At 63.4% G+C, this 19,999-nt stretch carries 18 protein-coding genes; 13 read left to right on the top strand and 5 right to left on the bottom strand.

The window, feature by feature from the left end:
- The first annotated feature begins 226 nt into the window (after positions 1-226).
- The 8 genes from HU715_RS05305 (at position 227) to HU715_RS05270 (ending at position 8,661) form a co-directional block, all read left to right on the top strand.
- On the top strand, positions 227-1,252 hold the full coding sequence (locus tag HU715_RS05305) for an ABC transporter ATP-binding protein (RefSeq protein ID WP_186710010.1): 1,026 nt from the start codon (positions 227-229) through the stop codon (positions 1,250-1,252).
- Complete coding sequence (locus HU715_RS05300) at positions 1,249-2,118, top strand: ABC transporter permease (RefSeq protein WP_186710009.1); 870 nt, start codon at positions 1,249-1,251, stop codon at positions 2,116-2,118. The genes HU715_RS05305 and HU715_RS05300 overlap by 4 nt, the downstream gene beginning before the upstream one ends.
- A gap of 6 nt (positions 2,119-2,124) precedes the next feature.
- Complete coding sequence (locus HU715_RS05295; RefSeq protein WP_186710008.1) at positions 2,125-2,919, top strand: ABC transporter permease; 795 nt, start codon at positions 2,125-2,127, stop codon at positions 2,917-2,919.
- Between the two features lie 7 nt (positions 2,920-2,926).
- Positions 2,927-3,217 (top strand): (2Fe-2S)-binding protein, encoded by a 291-nt coding sequence (locus tag HU715_RS05290; protein ID WP_186710006.1) that lies wholly within the window; start codon positions 2,927-2,929, stop codon positions 3,215-3,217.
- A 301-nt stretch (positions 3,218-3,518) separates the two neighbouring features.
- The gene (locus HU715_RS05285; RefSeq protein WP_186710622.1) at positions 3,519-4,874 is read left to right on the top strand and encodes an FAD/NAD(P)-dependent oxidoreductase; all 1,356 of its coding nucleotides are present in this window, start codon (positions 3,519-3,521) and stop codon (positions 4,872-4,874) included.
- Entirely contained in the window at positions 4,871-5,986 is a 1,116-nt protein-coding gene (locus HU715_RS05280; RefSeq protein WP_186710619.1) for an NAD(P)/FAD-dependent oxidoreductase, read from the top strand. The genes HU715_RS05285 and HU715_RS05280 overlap by 4 nt, the downstream gene beginning before the upstream one ends.
- 18 nt (positions 5,987-6,004) lie before the next feature.
- Entirely contained in the window at positions 6,005-7,066 is a 1,062-nt protein-coding gene (locus tag HU715_RS05275; RefSeq protein WP_186710617.1) for an ABC transporter substrate-binding protein, read from the top strand.
- A 242-nt stretch (positions 7,067-7,308) separates the two neighbouring features.
- A complete protein-coding gene (locus tag HU715_RS05270) occupies positions 7,309-8,661 on the top strand; it encodes a leucine-rich repeat-containing protein kinase family protein (RefSeq protein WP_186710615.1) in 1,353 nt (450 codons plus the stop codon).
- 96 nt (positions 8,662-8,757) lie between these two features.
- Here HU715_RS05270 and HU715_RS05265 read toward each other — a convergent pair whose 3' ends face one another.
- Entirely contained in the window at positions 8,758-9,462 is a 705-nt protein-coding gene (locus HU715_RS05265; protein WP_186710613.1) for a YebC/PmpR family DNA-binding transcriptional regulator, read from the bottom strand.
- A gap of 219 nt (positions 9,463-9,681) precedes the next feature.
- Between HU715_RS05265 and HU715_RS05260 the strand changes: the two genes are divergently transcribed.
- Positions 9,682-11,088 (top strand): type VI secretion system Vgr family protein, encoded by a 1,407-nt coding sequence (locus tag HU715_RS05260; RefSeq protein WP_186710604.1) that lies wholly within the window; start codon positions 9,682-9,684, stop codon positions 11,086-11,088.
- A gap of 125 nt (positions 11,089-11,213) precedes the next feature.
- Complete coding sequence (locus tag HU715_RS05255; RefSeq protein ID WP_186710601.1) at positions 11,214-11,762, top strand: cytochrome b; 549 nt, start codon at positions 11,214-11,216, stop codon at positions 11,760-11,762.
- A gap of 6 nt (positions 11,763-11,768) precedes the next feature.
- Here HU715_RS05255 and HU715_RS05250 read toward each other — a convergent pair whose 3' ends face one another.
- Both HU715_RS05250 and HU715_RS05245 read right to left on the bottom strand, forming a co-directional pair.
- Entirely contained in the window at positions 11,769-12,677 is a 909-nt protein-coding gene (locus HU715_RS05250) for a 1-aminocyclopropane-1-carboxylate deaminase/D-cysteine desulfhydrase (RefSeq protein WP_186710600.1), read from the bottom strand.
- Positions 12,678-12,903: 226 nt separating this feature from the next.
- Positions 12,904-14,943, bottom strand: a complete 2,040-nt coding sequence (locus HU715_RS05245) for an oxidoreductase (RefSeq protein WP_186710599.1) — start codon at positions 14,941-14,943, stop codon at positions 12,904-12,906.
- A gap of 241 nt (positions 14,944-15,184) precedes the next feature.
- Here HU715_RS05245 and HU715_RS05240 point away from each other — a divergent pair, with 241 nt between their 5' ends.
- The 3 genes from HU715_RS05240 (at position 15,185) to HU715_RS05230 (ending at position 18,745) form a co-directional block, all read left to right on the top strand.
- Positions 15,185-16,402 (top strand): DUF3422 domain-containing protein, encoded by a 1,218-nt coding sequence (locus HU715_RS05240; protein WP_186710597.1) that lies wholly within the window; start codon positions 15,185-15,187, stop codon positions 16,400-16,402.
- Positions 16,403-16,574: 172 nt separating this feature from the next.
- On the top strand, positions 16,575-17,705 hold the full coding sequence (locus HU715_RS05235) for a carbon-nitrogen hydrolase family protein (RefSeq protein WP_186710595.1): 1,131 nt from the start codon (positions 16,575-16,577) through the stop codon (positions 17,703-17,705).
- 2 nt (positions 17,706-17,707) lie between these two features.
- Complete coding sequence (locus HU715_RS05230) at positions 17,708-18,745, top strand: AraC family transcriptional regulator (RefSeq protein WP_186710594.1); 1,038 nt, start codon at positions 17,708-17,710, stop codon at positions 18,743-18,745.
- Positions 18,746-18,772: 27 nt separating this feature from the next.
- Here the strand turns inward: HU715_RS05230 and HU715_RS27415 are convergent, their stop codons facing one another.
- Positions 18,773-18,907, bottom strand: coding sequence for a hypothetical protein (locus tag HU715_RS27415; protein ID WP_264083855.1), 135 nt, complete (start codon positions 18,905-18,907; stop codon positions 18,773-18,775).
- Positions 18,908-19,026: 119 nt separating this feature from the next.
- Positions 19,027-19,911, bottom strand: coding sequence for a DUF2242 domain-containing protein (locus tag HU715_RS05225; RefSeq protein ID WP_186710593.1), 885 nt, complete (start codon positions 19,909-19,911; stop codon positions 19,027-19,029).
- Positions 19,912-19,999 lie beyond the last annotated feature (88 nt).

Below are 19,999 nucleotides of genomic sequence, written 5' to 3'. Positions count from 1 at the left end.
TTATCCACTGAATGAAATTGAAAATAGTCTTCGCTTCAGTGAAATAGTCCATTGAGCCCATCCTATTCTTCGTCCTACTCTTCGTCCATACAGGGGCGATTCGAACAACAGCGGCAGCCGACTTGAGGTCGAGCGCCAACGCACCCCAGCAGCACCCTTTCGTATCTGCCCATACAAAAAAGCGCGCCTTGCGGCGACGCATAACAATCCCAGGTGGAGCGCAGCGATGGCTTTTTTGCAACTTGAAGGGCTTGGCAAACGTTACGGCGACATCGACGCCGTGGTCGCCACCCATCTGTCGGTGGAAAAAGGCGAGTTCGTCTCGCTATTGGGGCCTTCCGGCTGCGGCAAGACCACGACCTTGCAGATGATCGCCGGCTTCGTCGAAGTCAGCAGCGGGCGCATCCTGCTGGACGGCCGCGACATCACCCACGCCAAGCCCGCCAGCCGCGGCCTGGGCGTGGTGTTCCAGAGCTACGCGCTGTTCCCCCACATGACCGTCAAGGACAACGTCGCCTTCGGCCTGCGCATGCGCAAAGTGGCCAACGCCGAGTTGCTACAACGGGTGGATCGGGTGTTGAAACTGGTCCGCCTGGACCGTCACGCCGACCGCTACCCACGCGAACTCTCGGGTGGCCAGCGCCAACGCGTGGCACTGGCCCGGGCGCTGGTGATCGAACCACCGGTGCTGTTGCTCGACGAGCCGTTGTCCAACCTCGACGCCAACTTGCGCGAAGAGATGCAGTTCGAAATACGCCGCATCCAGCGCGAAGTCGGCATTACCACGCTGATGGTGACCCATGACCAATCCGAAGCCCTGTCGATCAGCGACCGGGTCGTGGTGATGCAGGCCGGGCGCATCACCCAGATCGACGCGCCGTACACCCTTTACGAGCACCCGCGCACCGAGTTCATTTCAGGTTTCGTCGGCAAAGCCAACCTGCTGGCCGGCAGGCGCGACAGCGCGGGTATGGTTCAAGCCTGCAGCCCGGCCGAGGGTGAGCTGACCCTGAGTTTGCGTCCGGAAAAAATCGACCTGTGCGAGGTCGGTTCAGGACGACTGCAAGGCACCCTCACCAGCCGCTTCTTTCTCGGCAGCCAATGGCTGTACGGCGTCTCCACCCGCCTGGGTGAACTCTGCGTGGTGCGCCGCAACGATGGCTCGGCGCCCCTGGTCGAAGGCACGGCGGTGGGCCTGGATTGGGATCCGGCGCTGCTGCGGGTACTGAGCGCGGACGAGGTACCGGCATGAAGCTGATCGATGCGATGCGCCGCGGCCGGCAAGGTTACCTGATGTCCGCGCCGGCCCTGGCCCTGTACCTGGGCTTGTTGGTCATTCCGCTGGGCTTGACCTTGGTCTTGTCATTCAACGTATTCGACTATAGCTCGGGCATCAACGGCGATGCCTACACCTTCGAGCACTACACCAGCCTGTTGGGCGATCCGTACTTCTACGAGATCTTTTTGCGCACGTTCTGGATCAGCGCCCTGACCACCCTCCTGTGCGTGCTGATCGGCGTGCCCGAGGCGTACATTCTCAGCCGCATGGGCGCACCGTGGCGCTCGATTTTCCTGATCCTGATCCTCACGCCGCTGCTGATTTCGGTGGTGGTGCGGGCGTTCGGCTGGAGCCTCTTGCTCGGTGCCGACGGCCTGGTCAACCAGGCCCTGCAAGCCTTCGGCGGCGCGCCGGTGAAGCTGCTCTATACGCCGTTCGCCGTGGTCATCGCCCTGGTCCACGTGATGTTGCCGTTCATGATCATTCCGGTCTGGACCTCGCTGCAGAAACTCGACCCGGCCGCCGAGCAGGCCGCGCTATCCCTCGGGGCGAGCCAGTTCACGGTGATCCGCAAGGTGGTACTGCCGCAAATCATGCCCGGCGTGCTGTCCGGCACGCTGATTGTGTTCGGTCTCGCCGCCAGCTCCTTCGCGATTCCCGGCCTGCTCGGCGGACGGCGCTTGAAGATGGTCGCCACGTTGATCTACGACCAGTACCTGTCGGAGCTGAACTGGCCGATGGGCGCGGCCATTGCCGTCGCGCTGCTGCTGCTCAACCTGCTGATCATGCTGTCGTGGAACCGGATGATCGAAGGCCGCTACAAGAAGTCATTGGGGTAATGGGTCATGTCTAGAAACGGTCCTTTCGCGCTGTTGTTCCACGCCTTGGTGGTGATCTTCATGCTCGCGCCGCTGGTGGTGGTCTGCCTCGTCGCCTTCACTCCGGAAAACACCCTGAGCCTGCCGACCACCGAGTTTTCCCTGCGCTGGTTCCGCGCGGTGTTCGAGCGGGCGGATTTTGTCGACGCGTTCTACAACAGCCTGGTCCTGGCGTTCTGCGCGGCCTCGCTGGCGACCTTGATCGCGGTGCCGGCGGCCCTGGCGATCACCCGGCTCGAGTTTCCGGGCCGGGACTTCTTCAACGGCCTGTTCCTGTCACCGATCATCATTCCGCACCTGGTGCTCGGGGTGGCGTTGCTGCGCCTGTTTGCATTGATGGGCGTGAACGGCAGCTTCGCCTGGCTGATCTTCGCCCATGTGCTGGTGATCACGCCGTATGTGCTGCGCCTGGTGCTGGCCTCGGCCATCGGCCTGGACCGCAGCGCCGAACAGGCCGCGCAATCGCTAGGCGCCGGACGCTTCACGCTGTTCCGGCAAATCACTTTGCCGATGATCCTGCCGGGGGTGGCCGGAGGCTGGCTGCTGGCGTTCATCAACAGTTTCGATGAGGTCACGCTGTCGATCTTCGTCACCTCGCCGGCCACGCAAACCTTGCCGGTGCGCATGTACGTGTACGCCACCGAATCCATCGATCCGATGATGGCGGCAGTGTCGGCGCTGGTCATCGGGCTCACCGCGCTGACCATGATTTTGCTCGATCGGGTCTATGGCCTGGATCGGGTCCTGGTAGGCAAACAATGAGGGTGTCATGGCACTGCTGAAACGACTGGCCGAAGGCGACCGCCCGGCCCTGGACTTTATCCTCGACGGCCAGCCTGCCACCGGCCTGCTGGGCGACACGCTGCTGACCGCCGTGCTGACCTGCAGCGAACACTTGCGCGGCAGTGACTTCAGCGCCGAACCCCGGGCCGGCTTCTGCCTGATGGGTGCCTGCCAGGATTGCTGGGTGCGCCTGGGCGACGGCCGCCGCGTACGTGCCTGCTCGACCTTGCTCGAAGCCGGACAACACATCAGCCGCGAACCGGGGCGCCAGGTATGAACAGTGTCGGCGGGCACGGCCTCATCGCGAGCAGGCTCGCTCCCACAGAGGAACTGCGGCGCTCACAAAACCCAAGTCCACAACCAATCCCATGTGGGAGCGGGCTTGCTCGCGAAAGCGGTCTGCCTGCTGAAACCGTCGTTGGATGTGCCGCCGTCTTCGCGAGCAGGCTCGCTCCCACAGGAGACCTGCGGCGTGCACAAAACCAGCCTCCACAACCGACCCCATGTGGGAGCGAGCCTGCTCGCGATGACGGCTTCGACAACAGCGCAAATCCCCCGGCCCTGCCCGTGAGGTGGCGATGAAACCGATAACCATCATCGGCGCCGGCCCGGCGGGTATCCGTGCCGCGCAGACCCTGGTCGCCCACGGCCTGTACCCGGTGCTGCTGGACGAAGCCGCCCGCGGTGGCGGGCAGATCTATCGGCGCCAACCGGCCAATTTCAAGCGCCCGCCGGACAAGCTCTATGGCTTCGAAGCACACAAGGCCAACGCCATCCACCAGGCCCTCGACCAATTGCGCGGACAGCTCGATTACCGTCCCGATACCCTGGTGTGGAATGCCGAGGCCGGCCTGCTCGATACCTTGCATGCAGGCCGCGCCGATCGCCTCGAGTACGCCGGCGTGATCGTCGCAACCGGCGCCACCGACCGGGTCCTGCCAGTGCCGGGGTGGACCCTGCCCGGGGTGTACAGTCTGGGCGCGGCGCAGATCGCCCTGAAGTTCCAGGGGTGCGCCATCGGCGAACGGGTGGTGTTCGCCGGCAGCGGCCCGTTGTTGTACCTGGTGGCCTATCAATACGCCCGAGCCGGCGCCAACGTGATCGCAGTCCTCGACAGCTCACCGTTTAGCGCCCAGGTCCGCGCCCTACCCGACCTGCTGGTACAACCGACCACCCTCGCCAAGGGCCTGTATTATCGCGCCTGGCTGACCACCCATGGCATCGCCGTGCATCAAGGGGCGAGCCTGGCGCGTGTCGAAGGAGAACGCCGGGTGCAGTCGCTGGCATGGCGCAACGCAAGCGGCGAACACACACTCGATTGTGACGCGGTGGCCTTCGCCCACGGCTTGCGCAGCGAAACCCAACTGGCCGACCTGTTGGGCTGCGAGTTTGCCTGGAATATCCTCAATCGCGCGTGGCTGCCCCAACGGGACCGCGCCGGACGCAGCAGCGTGCCGGGAATCTACCTGGCCGGTGACGGTGCCGGCATCATGGGCGCCGACGCGGCAGAGCTGGCCGGTGAACGGGCGGCCCTGGCCTTGCTTGAAGACCTCGGCTACGCCACCGACCCACAGCGTTGCACGCAACTGGAACAAGCCCTTGAACGCATCGGCCGGTTCCGCGAAGGCCTGGAGCGCGCGTTTGCCTTTCCTGAACACTGGGCTGCCGACGCCGCCGATCAACTGATGATCTGCCGCTGCGAAGAAGTCAGCGCTGGCGACATCCGCCGCGTGGTGAACGAAGGCCATTGGGAAATCAATCGGGTCAAGGCCCATTGCCGGGTCGGCATGGGGCGTTGCCAGGGACGGATGTGCGGTGCCGCCGCCGCGGAAATCATTGCCTGCGAGAGCGGCCGCGCCATCGCCAGCATCGGCCGCTTGCGGGCCCAGGCGCCGATCAAGCCCGTACCGTTCGGCCTGGAGGTCGAGCCATGATCGAAGTGGATGCGGTGATCATTGGCGGCGGTATCGTCGGCGCCTCGGCGGCGCTGTTCCTGAGCCAGGCCGGACGCCGGGTGGCGCTGTTGGAACGCGACTTCTGTGGCTCGCACTCCAGTGGCGTGAACTACGGCGGTGTACGTCGCCAGGGTCGGCCGCTGTCGCAACTGCCCTTGTCGCAACGGGCCCATGAAATCTGGCACCAGTTGCCCCAGTTGATCGGCATCGACGGCGAGTACCAGCGCAGCGGTCATCTCAAGCTGGCTCGCAGTGCCGCAGACCTGCAAGCGCTGCACGACTACGCCGCCGCCAGCCAAGGCTTTGGCCTGGATTTGCAACTGCTTGATCGCACGGCCCTGCGCGCGCGCTTTCCGTGGGTCGGCACCGTCGCGGTCGGGGCGTCGCTGTGCCCGGAAGACGGCCATGCCAATCCGCGCCTGGTATCGCCAGCCTTCGCCCAAGCCGCGCGCCGGCAGGGTGCGCAAGTCCACGAACAATGCGCCGTCAGCCATGTTGAGCACGAGGGCCAGCGCTTTGTCGTACGCACCGCAACGGACCTGACGTTCCATGCGCCCTGGCTGCTGAACTGCGCCGGTGCCTGGGCCAGCCAGTTCGCCGCGCAATTTGGCGAAGCGGTGCCGATGCACACCGGGCACCCGGCGATGCTGGTCACCGAACCCTTGCCCTTGGTCATGGATGCCAGCACGGGCGTCGAGGGCGGTGGCATCTACGCCCGTCAGGTCTCGCGCGGCAACTGCGTGCTGGGAGGCGGCCAAGGTTTTGCGCTGGATGCCGCTCGCGCCCGGCCCGGTCAGAACGCCGTGCTGGATATCCTGCGCCAGGCCGTCGAGCTCTACCCGTTTTTGCAAGGCGCCCAGGCGATTCGTACCTGGAGCGGCACCGAAGGCTACCTGCCCGATCGCCAGCCGGTGATCGGCCACAGCAGCACCCAGCCCGGTCTATTGCACGCGTTCGGCTTTGCCGGCGCGGGCTTCCAGATCGGCCCGGCGGTGGGCCAGGCGCTCACCGAGATCATCTGCAGCGGGGCTTCGTCCACGCCGCTGGATGCGTTTTCCATCACCCGGTTTCACTCCATCCCCGTTGCTTGATAGAGGAAGGTCGCGCCAATGAATAACGTCAAACGCAGTGCATTGTTCGGTTTCTGCTCGCTGGGTTCCGCTTGCCTGGGCGCCCTGCTCCCGGTCACCCAGGCATTGGCCGAGCCGACGCTTTACCTGGGCATGAACGGCGGCACCATGGAGCGGCTCTACGCCGACAAGGTCTTGCCGGCTTTCGAGAAAGCCAACAACGTCAAAGTCGTCATCGTGCCCGGCACCTCCGCCGACATCCTGGCGAAAGTCCAGGCCAGCAAGGGCAACCCGCAGATGCACGTGATGTTCCTCGATGACGGCATCATGTACCGCGCCATCGCGATGGGCCTGTGCGACAAACTCGAGGACAGCCCGACCCTGGCGCAGATCCCGGCCAAGGGACGCATCAAGGATCAGGCCGTGGCCGTCAGCCTCGGCGTGACGGGGCTGGCCTACAACACCCGGCTGTTCAAGGAAAAAGGCTGGAATACGCCCACCTCCTGGATGGACCTGGCCGATCCGCGCTTCAAGGACAAAGTGGTGTTCCAGTCGATGGCCTCGTCTACCTTCGGCCTGCACGGCTTCTTGATGTTCAACCGGATCCAGGGCGGTAGCGAAACCGACGTCGAGCCGGGCTTCAAGGCGTGGCCGAACACGGTGGGCCGCAATGTGCTGGAGTACATCCCGAGCTCGGCGAAGATATCCGAAATGCTGCAAACCGACGAAGCCGCGCTATTCCCCCTGACACCTACCCAGGTGACCGCGTTGAAACTCAAGGGCATGCCGGTGGAATATGCCCAGCCGAAGGAAGGCGCCGTGGTCCTCAACGTCGCCGAATGCGCCATCGCGCAGAACACCCAGCCGGAACTGGCGCAAAAACTTGCAGAGTTCCTGCTGACCCCGCAAGCCCAGGCCATCGCCCTGGAAGAAGGCGACCAGATTCCGTCCAACCCCAACACCCCGACCACCGACAAGACCCGTGGCCAGGTAGAGGCGATGAAGCAATACCTGGAGACAGCGATTGCCGTGGATTGGGACCAGGTCAACGAACAACGCCCGGCCTGGAACGCCCGCTGGAACCGCAGTGTCGAGCGCTAGGACACGCTTTGCAGTTATCATGCGGCCAATTCACACCGAATTGAACAGATAACCTGTGGCGAGGGAGCTTGCTCCCGCTGGGCTGCGAAGCAGACCCCAAGCCTGACACCAAGGTGTGTCAGCCTGATTGCATGGCCGCTTTTGGGGCTGCGATGCAGCCCAGCGGGAGCAAGCTCCCTCGCCACAGGTCTGTGCTGGTTTCAGTATTTGTGCCCGCCCCTTGATCAACAGCGAACCCTCCCATGCACACCCTCGCCCAACTACGCGCCGGCCAGCTCTCGGGGATTACCCGGCTGGACCTGGCCTGCGGCTTGACGGAGTTTCCCCGGGAAATCTTCGAGCTGGCCGATTCCCTCGAGATCCTCAACCTCAGCGGCAATCAGCTGGACACGCTGCCCGACGACCTGCATCGGCTGCCCCACCTGCGTGTGTTGTTCTGCTCGGATAACCGCTTCACCGAACTGCCCGAATGCCTGGGCCGTTGCAGCGCGTTGACCATGGTTGGTTTCAAGGCCAACCGCATCACCCGTGTCACGGGCGTCGCGCTGCCGCCAAGGCTGCGCTGGTTGATCCTGACCGATAACGACGTCGAAGAGTTGCCCGACGAGCTGGGCCAACGCCCGCACCTGCAAAAACTGATGCTGGCCGGTAACCGTTTGCAGCAGTTGCCGGCGAGCCTGGGCCAGTGTCATCGCCTGGAACTGCTGCGCATCGCCGCCAATCAACTGACCGAACTGCCGCAATGGTTGTTGGAACTACCGAGCCTCAGTTGGCTGGCCTACGCCGGCAACCCGCTGGAAGCCCAAGCGGAAGCGGCGGCCCTGAATACCACTGTGCCTATCGACTGGTCGCAACTGGCGCTGCAACAACCACTGGGTGAAGGCGCATCCGGGGTGATTCACCAGGCGCTCTGGCAAGCCCCCGGCCAGGTGGCGCGAAACGTCGCCGTGAAGCTATACAAAGGCCAGATGACCAGCGACGGCTCGCCCCTGCATGAAATGCATGCCTGCATCACGGCCGGTCGACACCCGAACCTGATCGACGTGTTGGGCCAAGTCACCGGGCACCCCGAGCAACAGGCCGGGCTGGTGATGGCGCTGATCGAGCCCAGCTACCGCAACCTCGCCGGGCTGCCGAGCCTGGCGTCATGCACCCGCGACGTGTATGCCGATGATCTGCGCCTGAGCGCCCCGGCGGCATTGCGCATCGCTCACGGCATCGCCTCGGCGGCGGCGCACCTGCACCGCCAAGGCATCACCCACGGCGATCTCTACGGGCACAACATCCTGTGCAATGACCAGGGCGATTGCCTGCTGGGCGATTTTGGCGCGGCGTCGTTCCACGCCATCACGGATAACCTGCAAACCCGCGCACTGCAACGCATCGAGGTGCGGGCCTTCGGGATTCTGCTGGGGGAATTGCTGGCGCGGATCGAACCGGCGCTCGCGGCACAGGATCTTGCATGGCTGCAGGATTTACAGGCGCGCTGCTGTCAGCCGGAGGTGCTGGCACGGCCGGGGTTCGATGAGATTGAAGGTTTGCTCCGTGACCGTGGCGAGGGAGCTTGCTCCCGCTGGGCTGCGAAGCAGCCCTGATCCGGCACCGCGGTCTGTCAGTAAGACCGCGTCGGCCCATTTGCGACGGCTTCGCCGCCGAGCGGGAGCAAGCTCCCTCGCCACAGGGTGTACTGCTTACCCCGCCAACCCGACAAACATGTCCTGCACGTCATCGTGATTGTCGAGGCCTTCGAGGAAGGCTTCGACTTCGGCCATCTGCTCATCGCTCAAGCCGCTGACCGGGTTCTTCGGCTGGTAGCCCAGCTTGGCCGACAACACGGTGAAGCCCTGCTCCGGCAAGGCCTTCTGTACCGCATCGAGGTCGGCAGGGTCGGTGATAAACAACGTCGCGCCTTCGTCACCCGGCTCGAAATCCTGGGCACCGGCCTCGATGGCGGCCATTTCCGGATCGGCATCCGGGCTGTCCGGCGCGGCTTCGATCATACCGACATGGTTGAAGTCCCACGCCACCGAACCCGAGGCGCCCAGTTGGCCCTTGCGGAAGGCGACGCGAATTTCGGCCACGGTACGGTTGATGTTATCGGTCACGCATTCAACGATCAGCGGCACCTGGTGCGGCGCGAATCCTTCGTAGGTGACGCGGTGGTATTGCACGGTTTCACCGAGCTGGCCAGAACCTTTCTTGATCGCGCGTTCCAGGGTCTCGCGGGGCATCGAGGCCTTTTTCGCCTGCTCGACCACCAGACGCAAGTGCGCGTTGGTCGCGGTATCAGCGCCGTTGCGTGCGGCAATGGTGATTTCCTTCACCAGCTTGCCGAAGATCTTGCCCTTGGCGTTGGCAGCCGCTTCTTTGTGTTTAACCTTCCACTGTGCGCCCATTACTCACTCTCTTGTCTGACGCGCCGAGACATCTGCCGGCCGGCGCTGTGGCGCAAGTTTATACGGCCTAAACCGGCTGATCGACCAAAAAATTCACCCTGCCGGATCGGCATTTTCACAGTGTGTTGTAGGGCGTTTCTGAAATAGCGGCTCACAAGCACCATTTCCTCCCGTGGTTTCGTACCCTCTGTGCCTCTCTCCCCGCCAGTAGGAGGCGCGATGCGCAACGACACGGAAAGTCCCTTCAGCCTGACGCTCACGCAAAGCGATTTACAGTTGCAAGTCTTGCGCTTCAATGGCCGCGAAGCCCTCAACCAGCCGTACCGTTTCGACCTCGAATTGATCGGCCTGGCCCCGCCGATAAACCCCGACCTGCTATTGGGGCACCCGGCCTTCCTGCGCCTGGACCGCGACTCGGGTATCCATGGGATTATCCACAGCATCAGCCTGAGCGCCCCGGCACCGCGGCGTATCAGTTATCGCTTGACCTTGGTTCCCTACCTGCAGCAATTGGAACAAGGCCCACGGCGCCGGGTTTTCCATCGGCTCAGGGTGGTGCAGGTGCTGCAACGCCTGCTGGAAGACAACGGCCTGCCCGCCGACAGCTATCGTTTCGAGCTGCCCCACGGGCAGTATCCATGCCGCCCATTCTGCATCCAGTACGACGAAAGCGACCTGACCCTCCTGCAACGGCTGTGCGAGGAAGAAGGCATTCATTACCACTTCGAACACACCCCCCAGGGCCACGTCCTGGTGTTTGCCGAAGACCCGAAGAGTTTTCCCACACGGCCCGTCGAACTGTCCCTGCGCCCGAACGACAATTCGATACCGGCCATCAAGCGCTTGTATTTGCGTCACCACGGGATGCTGCCTGGCTTGCCCATCGGGTTCAGCGATCGGGCCACGACCGACACCGAGGCCTGGGCGGCGAATCAACCCATTGAGCAGATCGACCATGAGGCCATGCACGGCGACCCGGCCTTGACTCACCGGTACCAGGCCGGTCGCCGCCACCTGGAACGGTTACGCTGTCGGCAGCGGGAAATCCATGGCCACAGTGACCAACCCGCCCTGCACGGCGGCGACATCGTGCAGATCTGCGAGCACCCGGTTTCCACGTTCAACGATCAATGGCTAATCACCGAGGTCCAGCACCGCGGCCGGCAGTTTTCGATTCTTGAACCGGACCTCCCCACCACATCGTCGGCCCGTGACTACCACAACCGCTTCACCGCCATCCCCTGGGCCACGGTGTTCAGGCCGGCCCTCAAACACCCCAAGCCCTGCATCCCCGGGTATCACCGGGCCCATGTACTCGGCCATCCCGGCCAACCGGCCCAGTCCGATGAGCGCGGGCAAGTCAGCGTCAGCCTCTGGGCGCCGGACCAGGAAGGCATCACGTTGCCCGTGTCGCGACTGACGCTGAACAACAGCCCCTCGCTGAGGGCCGGCAGCGAAGTGCTGGTCAGTTTTCTCGATGGCGACCCCGACCGGCCGGTGCTGTGCCCAGGGGCTGTCGATACCGGCGCAGGACACGCCGCCGCCCCACCGAAACCGTTCCGTGGCAACCCTGATGCCGGACTTCTGTTGGACTGGCTGCTGAACCCGCCAAACTTCACGCCCTGAGCCGGCGCGTGGCTTCTTGCCGGCAAACCTGATCTGGCTCAAGCAAACCCAGCGAAACGGGCATACAGTGGAGACACAACGCCGCTCTAGACGGCGCTTTTGCCCTGATTGTTGGAGATACCGCGATGCCCTGGAAGAACTCGGAAAACCGCTACAGTACCGTCACGGTAACCTTGCATTGGCTGATGCTGGTGCTGCTGGCCGTGGTTTATGCCTGCATTGAGTTGCGGGGAATTTTCCCCAAGGGCAGTGGTGGCCGGACCCTGATCAAGGAAGCGCATTTCATGCTTGGCCTGACCGTGTTCCTGCTGGCCTGGCTGCGCCTGTTCGCCCGCACCAGGGGCAAGGCACCGGCAATTTTCCCGGCCTCCCCCGCCTGGCAAACCCTCCTCGCCCGCCTGATGCACTGGGCGCTGTATGTATTCATGATCGCCATGCCGCTGCTGGGCTGGCTGATCACCAGCGCCGAAGGGCACCAGGTGATGTTCTACGGTTTCGATTTGCCGTTGCTCATCGATCAAGACAAGGATTTTGCCAAGCAATTGGAAGGCTGGCACGTGCTCGGCGGCACCATCGGCTATTGGTTGATTGGCCTGCATGCCTTGGCGGGGCTGTATCACCACTACGTGGTACGCGACAACACGCTGTTGCGGATGATGCCCAAACGCGGCTGACCGGCGTCAGTCGAACCCTCGGCGGCCTTGCAGACCGCCGGTGTGGACAAAGATCAAACGGGTGCCAGGGGCAAACCTTCCGGCCTCGACGTGCACCTTGAGCGCCATCAAGGCCTTGCCGGTGTACAACGGTTCCAGTTCGATGGCCGCCGTGGTTTCGATGAAGGCAGTCAGCTCGGCATCGACCCGGGCGAAACCACCACGGCTGCCATCGAGCAATTCATAACGCGGATAACAAAGCCCCGCCTCCCCCACAATGCGCTCGACCTGCTGGGCCACGCCATGGTCCGGGGGCACCGCCAGCACACCGTAGACCGCACGCTTGCCCGCTTCGGCCAGCACCAGCCCAGCCAGTGATGTTCCCGTGCCGCAGGCCAGCCACCAGCCGTGATAATCCGCCCACCCCAACGCCGCCAATTGTTGATCGACACTGGCCGCCCAGGCCATGCAGCCTTGTGCCCCAGGCAATCCCGAAGCGCCCTCGGGCACCGGGTGCAAATGTGGATAGCGGGCCTGCCACGGCCCCCAGAAACCTGGTGCATGTCGCTCTCGGTATCCGCCATAACCCAACCAATGCAACTCCATGCCGAATGCTGTCAGGTCGCGCACCGTCGGTGTGTCCTGGGGGTGACCGCGCAGCAGCCCGGCCGTGGGAAACCCGAAGCGCTTGCCGGCCGCCGCCAGCGCATGCAAATGATTGGAATAGGCCCCACCCAGGCTCATGACCCCCTCGGCACTGGCCTCCTGGGCGGCGCGCAGATGATGGATCAGTTTGAACCACTTGTTGCCGCTGATCAGTGGATCGATCCGGTCCAGGCGCAACACCGCCACTTCAACACCGGCACGGGCGAGCCAGTCCAGGTGAAGGGGTTCGAGTCGGGGTTGGGGATGCCAGTCGAGGGCAGGAAGCAGCATGGCGGCAGGTCGGAGGAAATGGGCTGGCATCTTACCAGCTTGGTCGCGAAGAACCTGACACCACCAAAACCTGTGGGAGCGGGCTTGCTCGCGAAGAGGCAGGCACATCCAATATTTTCATTGACTGACACACCGCCTTCGCGAGCAAGCCCGCTCCCACCTGGAATCGGCGGCGACCTTGGCTTCCATATTTGCAAGCTAAGGTCGCGCCCACAGTTTTTGTGCTTTACAACTGCGCCGCCAACCGCGAGCCCTGGTTGATCGCCCGCTTGGCATCCAGCTCAGCCGCCACATCGGCACCGCCGATGAGATGAACGGTCTGCCCTGCCGCTTCCAGGCCTTCCTGCAACTCACGCAGCGGATCCTGGCCGGCGCAGATCACGATGTTGTCCACGGCCAGCACTTGCGGCTCGCCGGCTTCGCCGATGCGGATGTGCAGGCCGTCGTCGTCGATCTTCAGGTACTCGACGCTGTTGAGCATCTGCACCTGCTTGTTCTTCAGGCCCGTGCGGTGAATCCAGCCGGTGGTCTTGCCCAGGCCGTCACCGACCTTGGACGTCTTGCGTTGCAGCAGGAATACCTGGCGTGCCGGTGCATGGGGTTCGGCCTTGATCCCGGCGACACCGCCGCGCGCTTGGAGATGGGTGTCGATCCCCCACTCCTTCCAGAACGCCTCACGGTCCTGGCTGGTGGCGACGCCCTGGTGAACCAGGAACTCCGACACGTCGAAGCCAATACCGCCGGCACCGATCACCGCGACACTGCGCCCCACCGGCTTGCGTTCGAGGATCACGTCCAGGTAGCTCAAGACCTTGGCATGCTCCACCCCGGGAATCGCCGGCACCCGGGGGGCGATGCCGGTGGCGAGGATGATCTCGTCGTAACCGCCGGCCACCAATTGCGCCACATCCACCCGGGTGTCGAGGCACAGCTCGACATGACTGGTCTGCAATTTGCGCTTGAAGTAGCGCAGGGTTTCGAAGAACTCTTCCTTGCCCGGCACGCGCTTGGCGACGTTGAACTGGCCACCGATTTCGCTGGCCGAATCGAACAGCGTCACCTGGTGCCCACGCTCGGCCGCCACCGTGGCCGCGGACAACCCGGCCGGGCCGGCACCGACCACGGCAATTTTCTTCACCTGGGTCACCGGCAGGTAGTTCAGCTCGGTTTCGTGGCAGGCCCGCGGGTTGACCAGGCAACTGGTGAGCTTGCCGCCGAAGGTGTGGTCCAGGCACGCCTGGTTGCAGCCGATGCAGGTGTTGATTTCATCGCTGCGACCGGCAGCCGCCTTGTTGACGAACTCCGGATCGGCCAGGAACGGCCGCGCCATGGAAACCATGTCGGCATCGCCTTCGGCCAGGATCTGCTCGGCCACTTCCGGGGTGTTGATGCGGTTGGTGGTGATCAGCGGGATGTTCACCGAACCGCGCAGCTTGGCCGTGACTTTGCTGAACGCCGCCCGTGGAACCTTGGTGGCGATGGTGGGAATCCGTGCTTCGTGCCAACCGATACCGGTGTTGATGATCGTCGCGCCGGCCTGCTCGATGGCCTTGGCCAACTGGACGATTTCGTCCCAGGTGCTGCCGCCTTCCACCAGGTCAAGCATCGACAGGCGAAAGATGATGATGAAGTTCGGGCCTACCGCCTCGCGCACCCGACGGACGATTTCCACCGGCAGGCGCATGCGGTTTTCATAGCTGCCGCCCCAACGGTCGGTACGGTGGTTGGTATGAGCCGCCAGGAACTGGTTAATGAAATAACCTTCCGAGCCCATGATCTCGACGCCGTCATATTCCGCCTTCTGGGCCAGGACCGAGCAAGTGACGAAATCGCTGATCTGCTTCTCGATACCCTCCTCGTCCAGTTCCTTGGGCTTGAATGGGTTGATCGGCGCCTGGATCGCACTCGGTGCCACTTGCTTGGGGCTATAGGCGTAGCGCCCGGCGTGAAGAATCTGCATGCAGATCTTGCCGCCGGCCTCATGCACGGCCCGGGTGACGATCTGGTGCTTGAGCGCCTCTTCTTCGGTGGTCAGCTTGGCCGCGCCGGAGTAGACACCGCCCTCGTCGTTCGGCCCGATCCCACCGGTGACCATCAGGCCCACGCCGCCCCGGGCGCGCTCGGCGAAATACGCCGCCATGCGTTCGAAGCCACCGGGTTTCTCTTCCAGGCCGGTGTGCATCGAGCCCATCAGGGTACGGTTGCGCAACGTGGTGAAGCCCAAGTCCAGCGGGGCCAGCAGGTGCGGGTAATGAGAGGCGGTCATCGGTAGCTCCACAACGGGCGATCACGGGAATAAAGCGCAAGCTCTGCGGCTTGCGTCTGTCATGGCCCACAGCGTAAGAGTCCGGCTGCGGCTGCTCAATGACCGTAACTGACAACTTAATGATCCAAATGTGCAGGGCGCCGATCAGCTGTGCGTGACTCTCAGCCGGATGAGCCAGTCCTATCAACGCTGGACCAGGTGCTCAAACCAAAAATAGCCCTAATAACATGGTCGTCATTGCATGCATCCCCAACGAAAAATGCTGCACAACGAGTTGCACGCCCGCCCGTCGTTGTATTTCGACGAACCGGCCCACGTCTTCCACTTGGCATTCCTGGGCGACAACGCCCAGTGCAACGCTCTACTGGAGCGACTGTGCCCCGATACCGTCGCAGCAGACGCCGCACAAGGCATCACCCGCCTTGATGGGCATCCACTCAAGTGGGAGCGTCACGCCGAATTCTTTACCCTGACCCTGGTCGTGCCTGCCAGCAGCAACGAGCTGCAATGGACGACACTGCCCGAAAGCCTTGCCCGGGGCATCGAAGGTCACACCCAGCACCTCATCAATGCCGTTCAGGTGGTGGTGCGCGCCGAAGCCGGCCTCGACCTGCCCAGCTACGGTTTCAAGGACCCTTGCGGCTCATGCGTGGGCGGTGGCGATGCGGTGGTCTGGAGCGATTTTCGCCTGACCGAGGACGGCACCAATCGCCTCTTGTTCATCAACCGACGGCTCAACGCCTATCGCCAGGGGCGCATGATTCGGCGCCTGTTGGAAATCGAGACCTATCGCATGATGGCGTCCTTGTCCCTCAGTATCGCCAAGGCACTGGACCCGCAACTGAACGAATTCGATCGCACCCTGGTGAGCCTCTCCGAGCGCAACGCCAACGCCAGTGGGGTGCATGCCAAGGCCCTGTTGGAGGATATCGCCCTGCTGTCGCGCCAGGTCGTCAGCAGTTCGGTCAGGACTCGCCACCGCTTCAGCGCGACCCGCGCCTACGCGCAATTGGTGTTCGAGCGCCTGGGGGAGTTGCGCGAAAGCCATTTGGGAGATTGCCAGCGTTTGGGCGTGTTCATCGAACGCCGTTTCAAGCCCACGGTGCGTTATTGCGCCGCCACTGAACAGCGCCTCGAACAACTGGCCATGAGCGTCGCCAACCTGGGCGACCTGCTGCAAGCCCGCGTGCAAGTCGAGATGGAAGACCAGAACGCCGAGATCCTGCGCAGCCTCAATGCCCGCGCCGATGCCCAGATCAAGATCCAGCGCGCCGTGGAAGGCCTGTCGATCATCGCCATCACGTACTACCTGATCAACCTGTTCAAGTTGGTCTACAGCGGGTTGCACACCTTGGGCGCACACCTCTCGGCCCGTGACGCGCTGCTGGGCATGACGCCACCGGTGTTGTTGATCATGTTGCTGATTCTGATCCGGATCAGGAAGGCCAAGAGTCACTAGCCGCCCTGCCCAGCGCCCAGGGCGTCCACGGGTTCCATGGACGCCTTTGCGGACGCTTGCCGTGCGTACAAATCCTCACCCGCCCTTCGCTAATCCCTTGTTTTACCGTACCCTGCCCCGTGACGCTTGATGAAAAATCACGAACCTGAACACGGCCGCTGACTGTTCCCCCATGCGCAAATTTCTGTACTTGCTGTTTTCACTGGCCTTGATTGCCGCCTTGGTCACCTACGCACTGTGGACGACGGATCGGCCGGCCGGCCATTACCTGTCAGACCTGCGCATCACCCTGGCGGTCGACCAGGGCACGCCGGCCGACCGTGGCAATCTGCTGGGCATCCAGCCCGAACTGTTCCCCACCGACTACCAAAGCCCCGAGCGCCTGCATCGCAAACTGGCGGCCTATCTGCAGGCAGCCCGCGACCAGGGTTTTCTCAATGCCAAGACCGTCGTGGTCCTGCCCGAGCACATCGGCACCTGGCTGATGGTCGGTGGCGAAAAAGACGAGTTGTACCAGGCCACCACCCTGAAGGAAGCCATGAACTGGCTGGCGGTGAGCAATCCGCTGGCGTTCGTCCAGGCGCTGGTCAGCGCCGAGGGCAATAACCGATTGGACGATGCCTACCTGCGCATGAAAGCCGAGCGCATGGCCCGTGATTATCAAACACTGTTCGGCGGGCTGGCCAAGGAGTTCGGCATCACCCTGGTGGCGGGCTCCATCGTGCTGCCCGAACCCAGCGTCAACGAAGGCGAGCTGAAAATTGGCCGTGGCGCGTTGTACAACAGCAGCCTGGTGTTCGGCAGCGATGGCCGGCCGATCGGCCAGCCGCAACGCCAACGACATCCGGTGTTCGAGCAACAGGATGTGCTGGGCGCCGAGCATCCGGCCGCCCCCCTGGTCATCGACACGCCTGCCGGGCGCCTGGGCGTGCTGATCGGCAGCGACAGTTGGTACCCGCTCCACTACCGGCAGCTCAATGAACAGGGTGCGCAACTGATCGCGGTACCCGCCTTTGTCATCGGTCGCGGCGCCTGGGACAAGCCCTGGAGCGGTTATAAAGGCCTGTCCACGCCGAGCGAAGTGAGCCTCAGGCCTGGCGAAGTGAGCGAGGGGCAAGCCTGGCATCGCCTGACACTGACCAGCCAGTTGCCTATCAGCCAGGCCCGGGGCGGCGTCAGCGTGTTCCTGCGCGGGCAATTCTGGGACAGCGGCAGCGCCGGCCAGAGCTTCATCAGCCACAACGGCCAGCACTTCCCCGACGGCGAAGCCCGTGGCGCCCGCCTGTTGAACTTGTGGTTGTAAACATGAAACCGCAGCCGATGCGCCTGGGGGACCTGTCGGTAGGCTTCGTCCATAGCCTGGCTGACGCGGTCGCCAGCCATGGGCAAGACCCCAAGCCCCTGCTTGAACAGTACGGCCTCGACGCCGCGCGCCTGGCCGAGCCCGGGGCACGCCTGTCGATTCCACGGTACATGCGCCTGGGCCACGCCGCGATTCAACAGACCCAGGACCCGGCCCTGGGCCTGCGCATGGGTCAGCTCGGCCGTTTGAGCCAGGCCGGGCTGGCCGGCGTCACCGCTGCCCAGGCGCCGACCGTACGCGAGGCGGCCCGCTGCATGATCCGCTTCGAGCCGCTGTACGGCTCCAACTATCGCGGCCAATCGAGTTTCCATGAGGATGCCCGCGGCGCCTGGCTGCGGTTCTATTCCATCAGCCCGTATAACGCCTACAACCGCTTCGTCGTGGACTCGATCATTGCCGGCTGGCTGGCGCAATTGTCCAGCGTCAGCGGCGTCGCGCTGCGGCCCGAACGCATAGACATCGAATTCGAGGAACCGCCGTATCAGGAGGCCTACCGCACACTCGGTGACTGCCCGATCCAGTTTGGCGCCGAACAGAATCAACTGCGCCTGGGCCTGGACAGCCTTGCCCAGCGCAACCCGCAGCATTGCCCCAGTACCTGGCATCACCTGGTTCAGTTATGTGAACGGGAACTGGAACAGCTGACCCGCACCCGCAGCCTGCGCGAGCGCATCATCCAGCTGCTGGGACCGTTGCTCAGCGGCGGCCGGGAACCCGACCTGGAAGAAGTGGCGGCTCGCCTGAAGCTGCCGACCTGGACCCTGCGTCGCAAGCTGGCCGAGGAAGGCACGCAGTTTCGCGCCATCCTCAACGACACCCGTCGCGACTTGGCAATGACCTACATACGCGATACCGAACTGGCGTTCGGTGAAATCGCCTACCTGTTGGGGTTTGCCTCAGCCGAAGCCTTTCAACGGGCCTTCAAGCGTTGGAATGACCAGACGCCTGGGGAGTTTCGCCGTAGCCACAGAGGGAGTTAAGCTTCAAGCTTCAAGCTTGCAGCTGCGTTACAACTCCGTTGCATCTTCGGCGGGTTCCAGCGGGTCCAGTTCGTAGGCCTGGTATTCCAGCAGCTCTTCCTGATAATCATCCATTACGCGTCCTTCCCCTGTCGTTGAACCAATGCCTGATGGCGCTGGCATCAGCATAAAGCTGCTATATGAACAAAACATGAAGCAAAGGCTTCATGAATTAAACGTAGCACAGGGTCGGGAAATTACTGCGTGAAGTGTGGCAGGAAGTAACTCCCTGCCACTGGATCTCAGGAGGCCGGAAGCGGCTGGATCGGCTCGGTCGGGGCCGGCAACGAGCTGGACGGTGGTGGTGGCGGTGTCACGGTTTCTGTCGTCGGCGCAGACTCGAACGATTCAGGCGCAATCGGCGCGGGCTCGCTCGGCGGTGCGACAGGCTCCGACACCGCAGGAGCGGTTTCGACGGGGGCCGGCGCAGCCTCCTCGACAGGTGTGGCCGCTGCAGGCGCAGGCGCAACAGGCTCGGCCGCTGGGGCTGGAGCCGGATCTGGAGTCGGTGCAGGCATCAAGGCGGCCGACTCGGCCTTGGTTTCCGGTACACCCAGCTCGGCCTTCGGTTTGTCGGCATTCTCGGCGGCTTTCTTCGCTTCGGGAGGCAGGAACAGCTCTACCAAGGCAAAGAAACGCTCATAGAACTTGGCCGCCGACACGGTTTCGCTGGCGACCTTGACCATCGAATCATCCGAGGAGCCGATCGGCATCGACACCGAACCCAGCACGCCCACGCCCAGGCTGGCGGAGTTGTTGGTTTTCTTCAGGGCATAACGGTCCTGCAAGGCGTTGGCGAACATGGTCGCCCGGTGCCCGGTACCGCCATCTTCGGCACAGACCAGGTTGAAACTGATCTCCATATGGGTTTCGCCGGTCTGCTGGAAACTCTTGTGACCGCTGACCAGCTTCGGATCGCTGCTGGTGATGATGTAGCCCTGGCTGAGCAACGCCCGGCGCCCGGCTTCGCAGGTGGCCGCGTCACTCACCGGATACGTGCGCGAGAACGTGCCGGAATCATCGAAGTTCTCGTGCTCATAGATGGCGGTTTTCTTCGACGAACAACCGGCTGCGGCGGCCAGCACCAATGCAAGCCCTACGGTGCGCATGGGAAATGATTTGAACATTGAACATCCTGAGAGAAACGGTCCGGGGCGTATTGTGCAACAGAACGCGACCAGGCAGCGTGGCTAATCTTGTTTCATGGGGAGTGCT

Source organism: Pseudomonas zanjanensis, assembly GCF_014268745.2.
GTDB lineage: Bacteria > Pseudomonadota > Gammaproteobacteria > Pseudomonadales > Pseudomonadaceae > Aquipseudomonas > Aquipseudomonas zanjanensis.
Note: the sequence above shows the minus strand (reverse complement) of the source record. Positions and strands in the feature narration are given on the sequence as shown.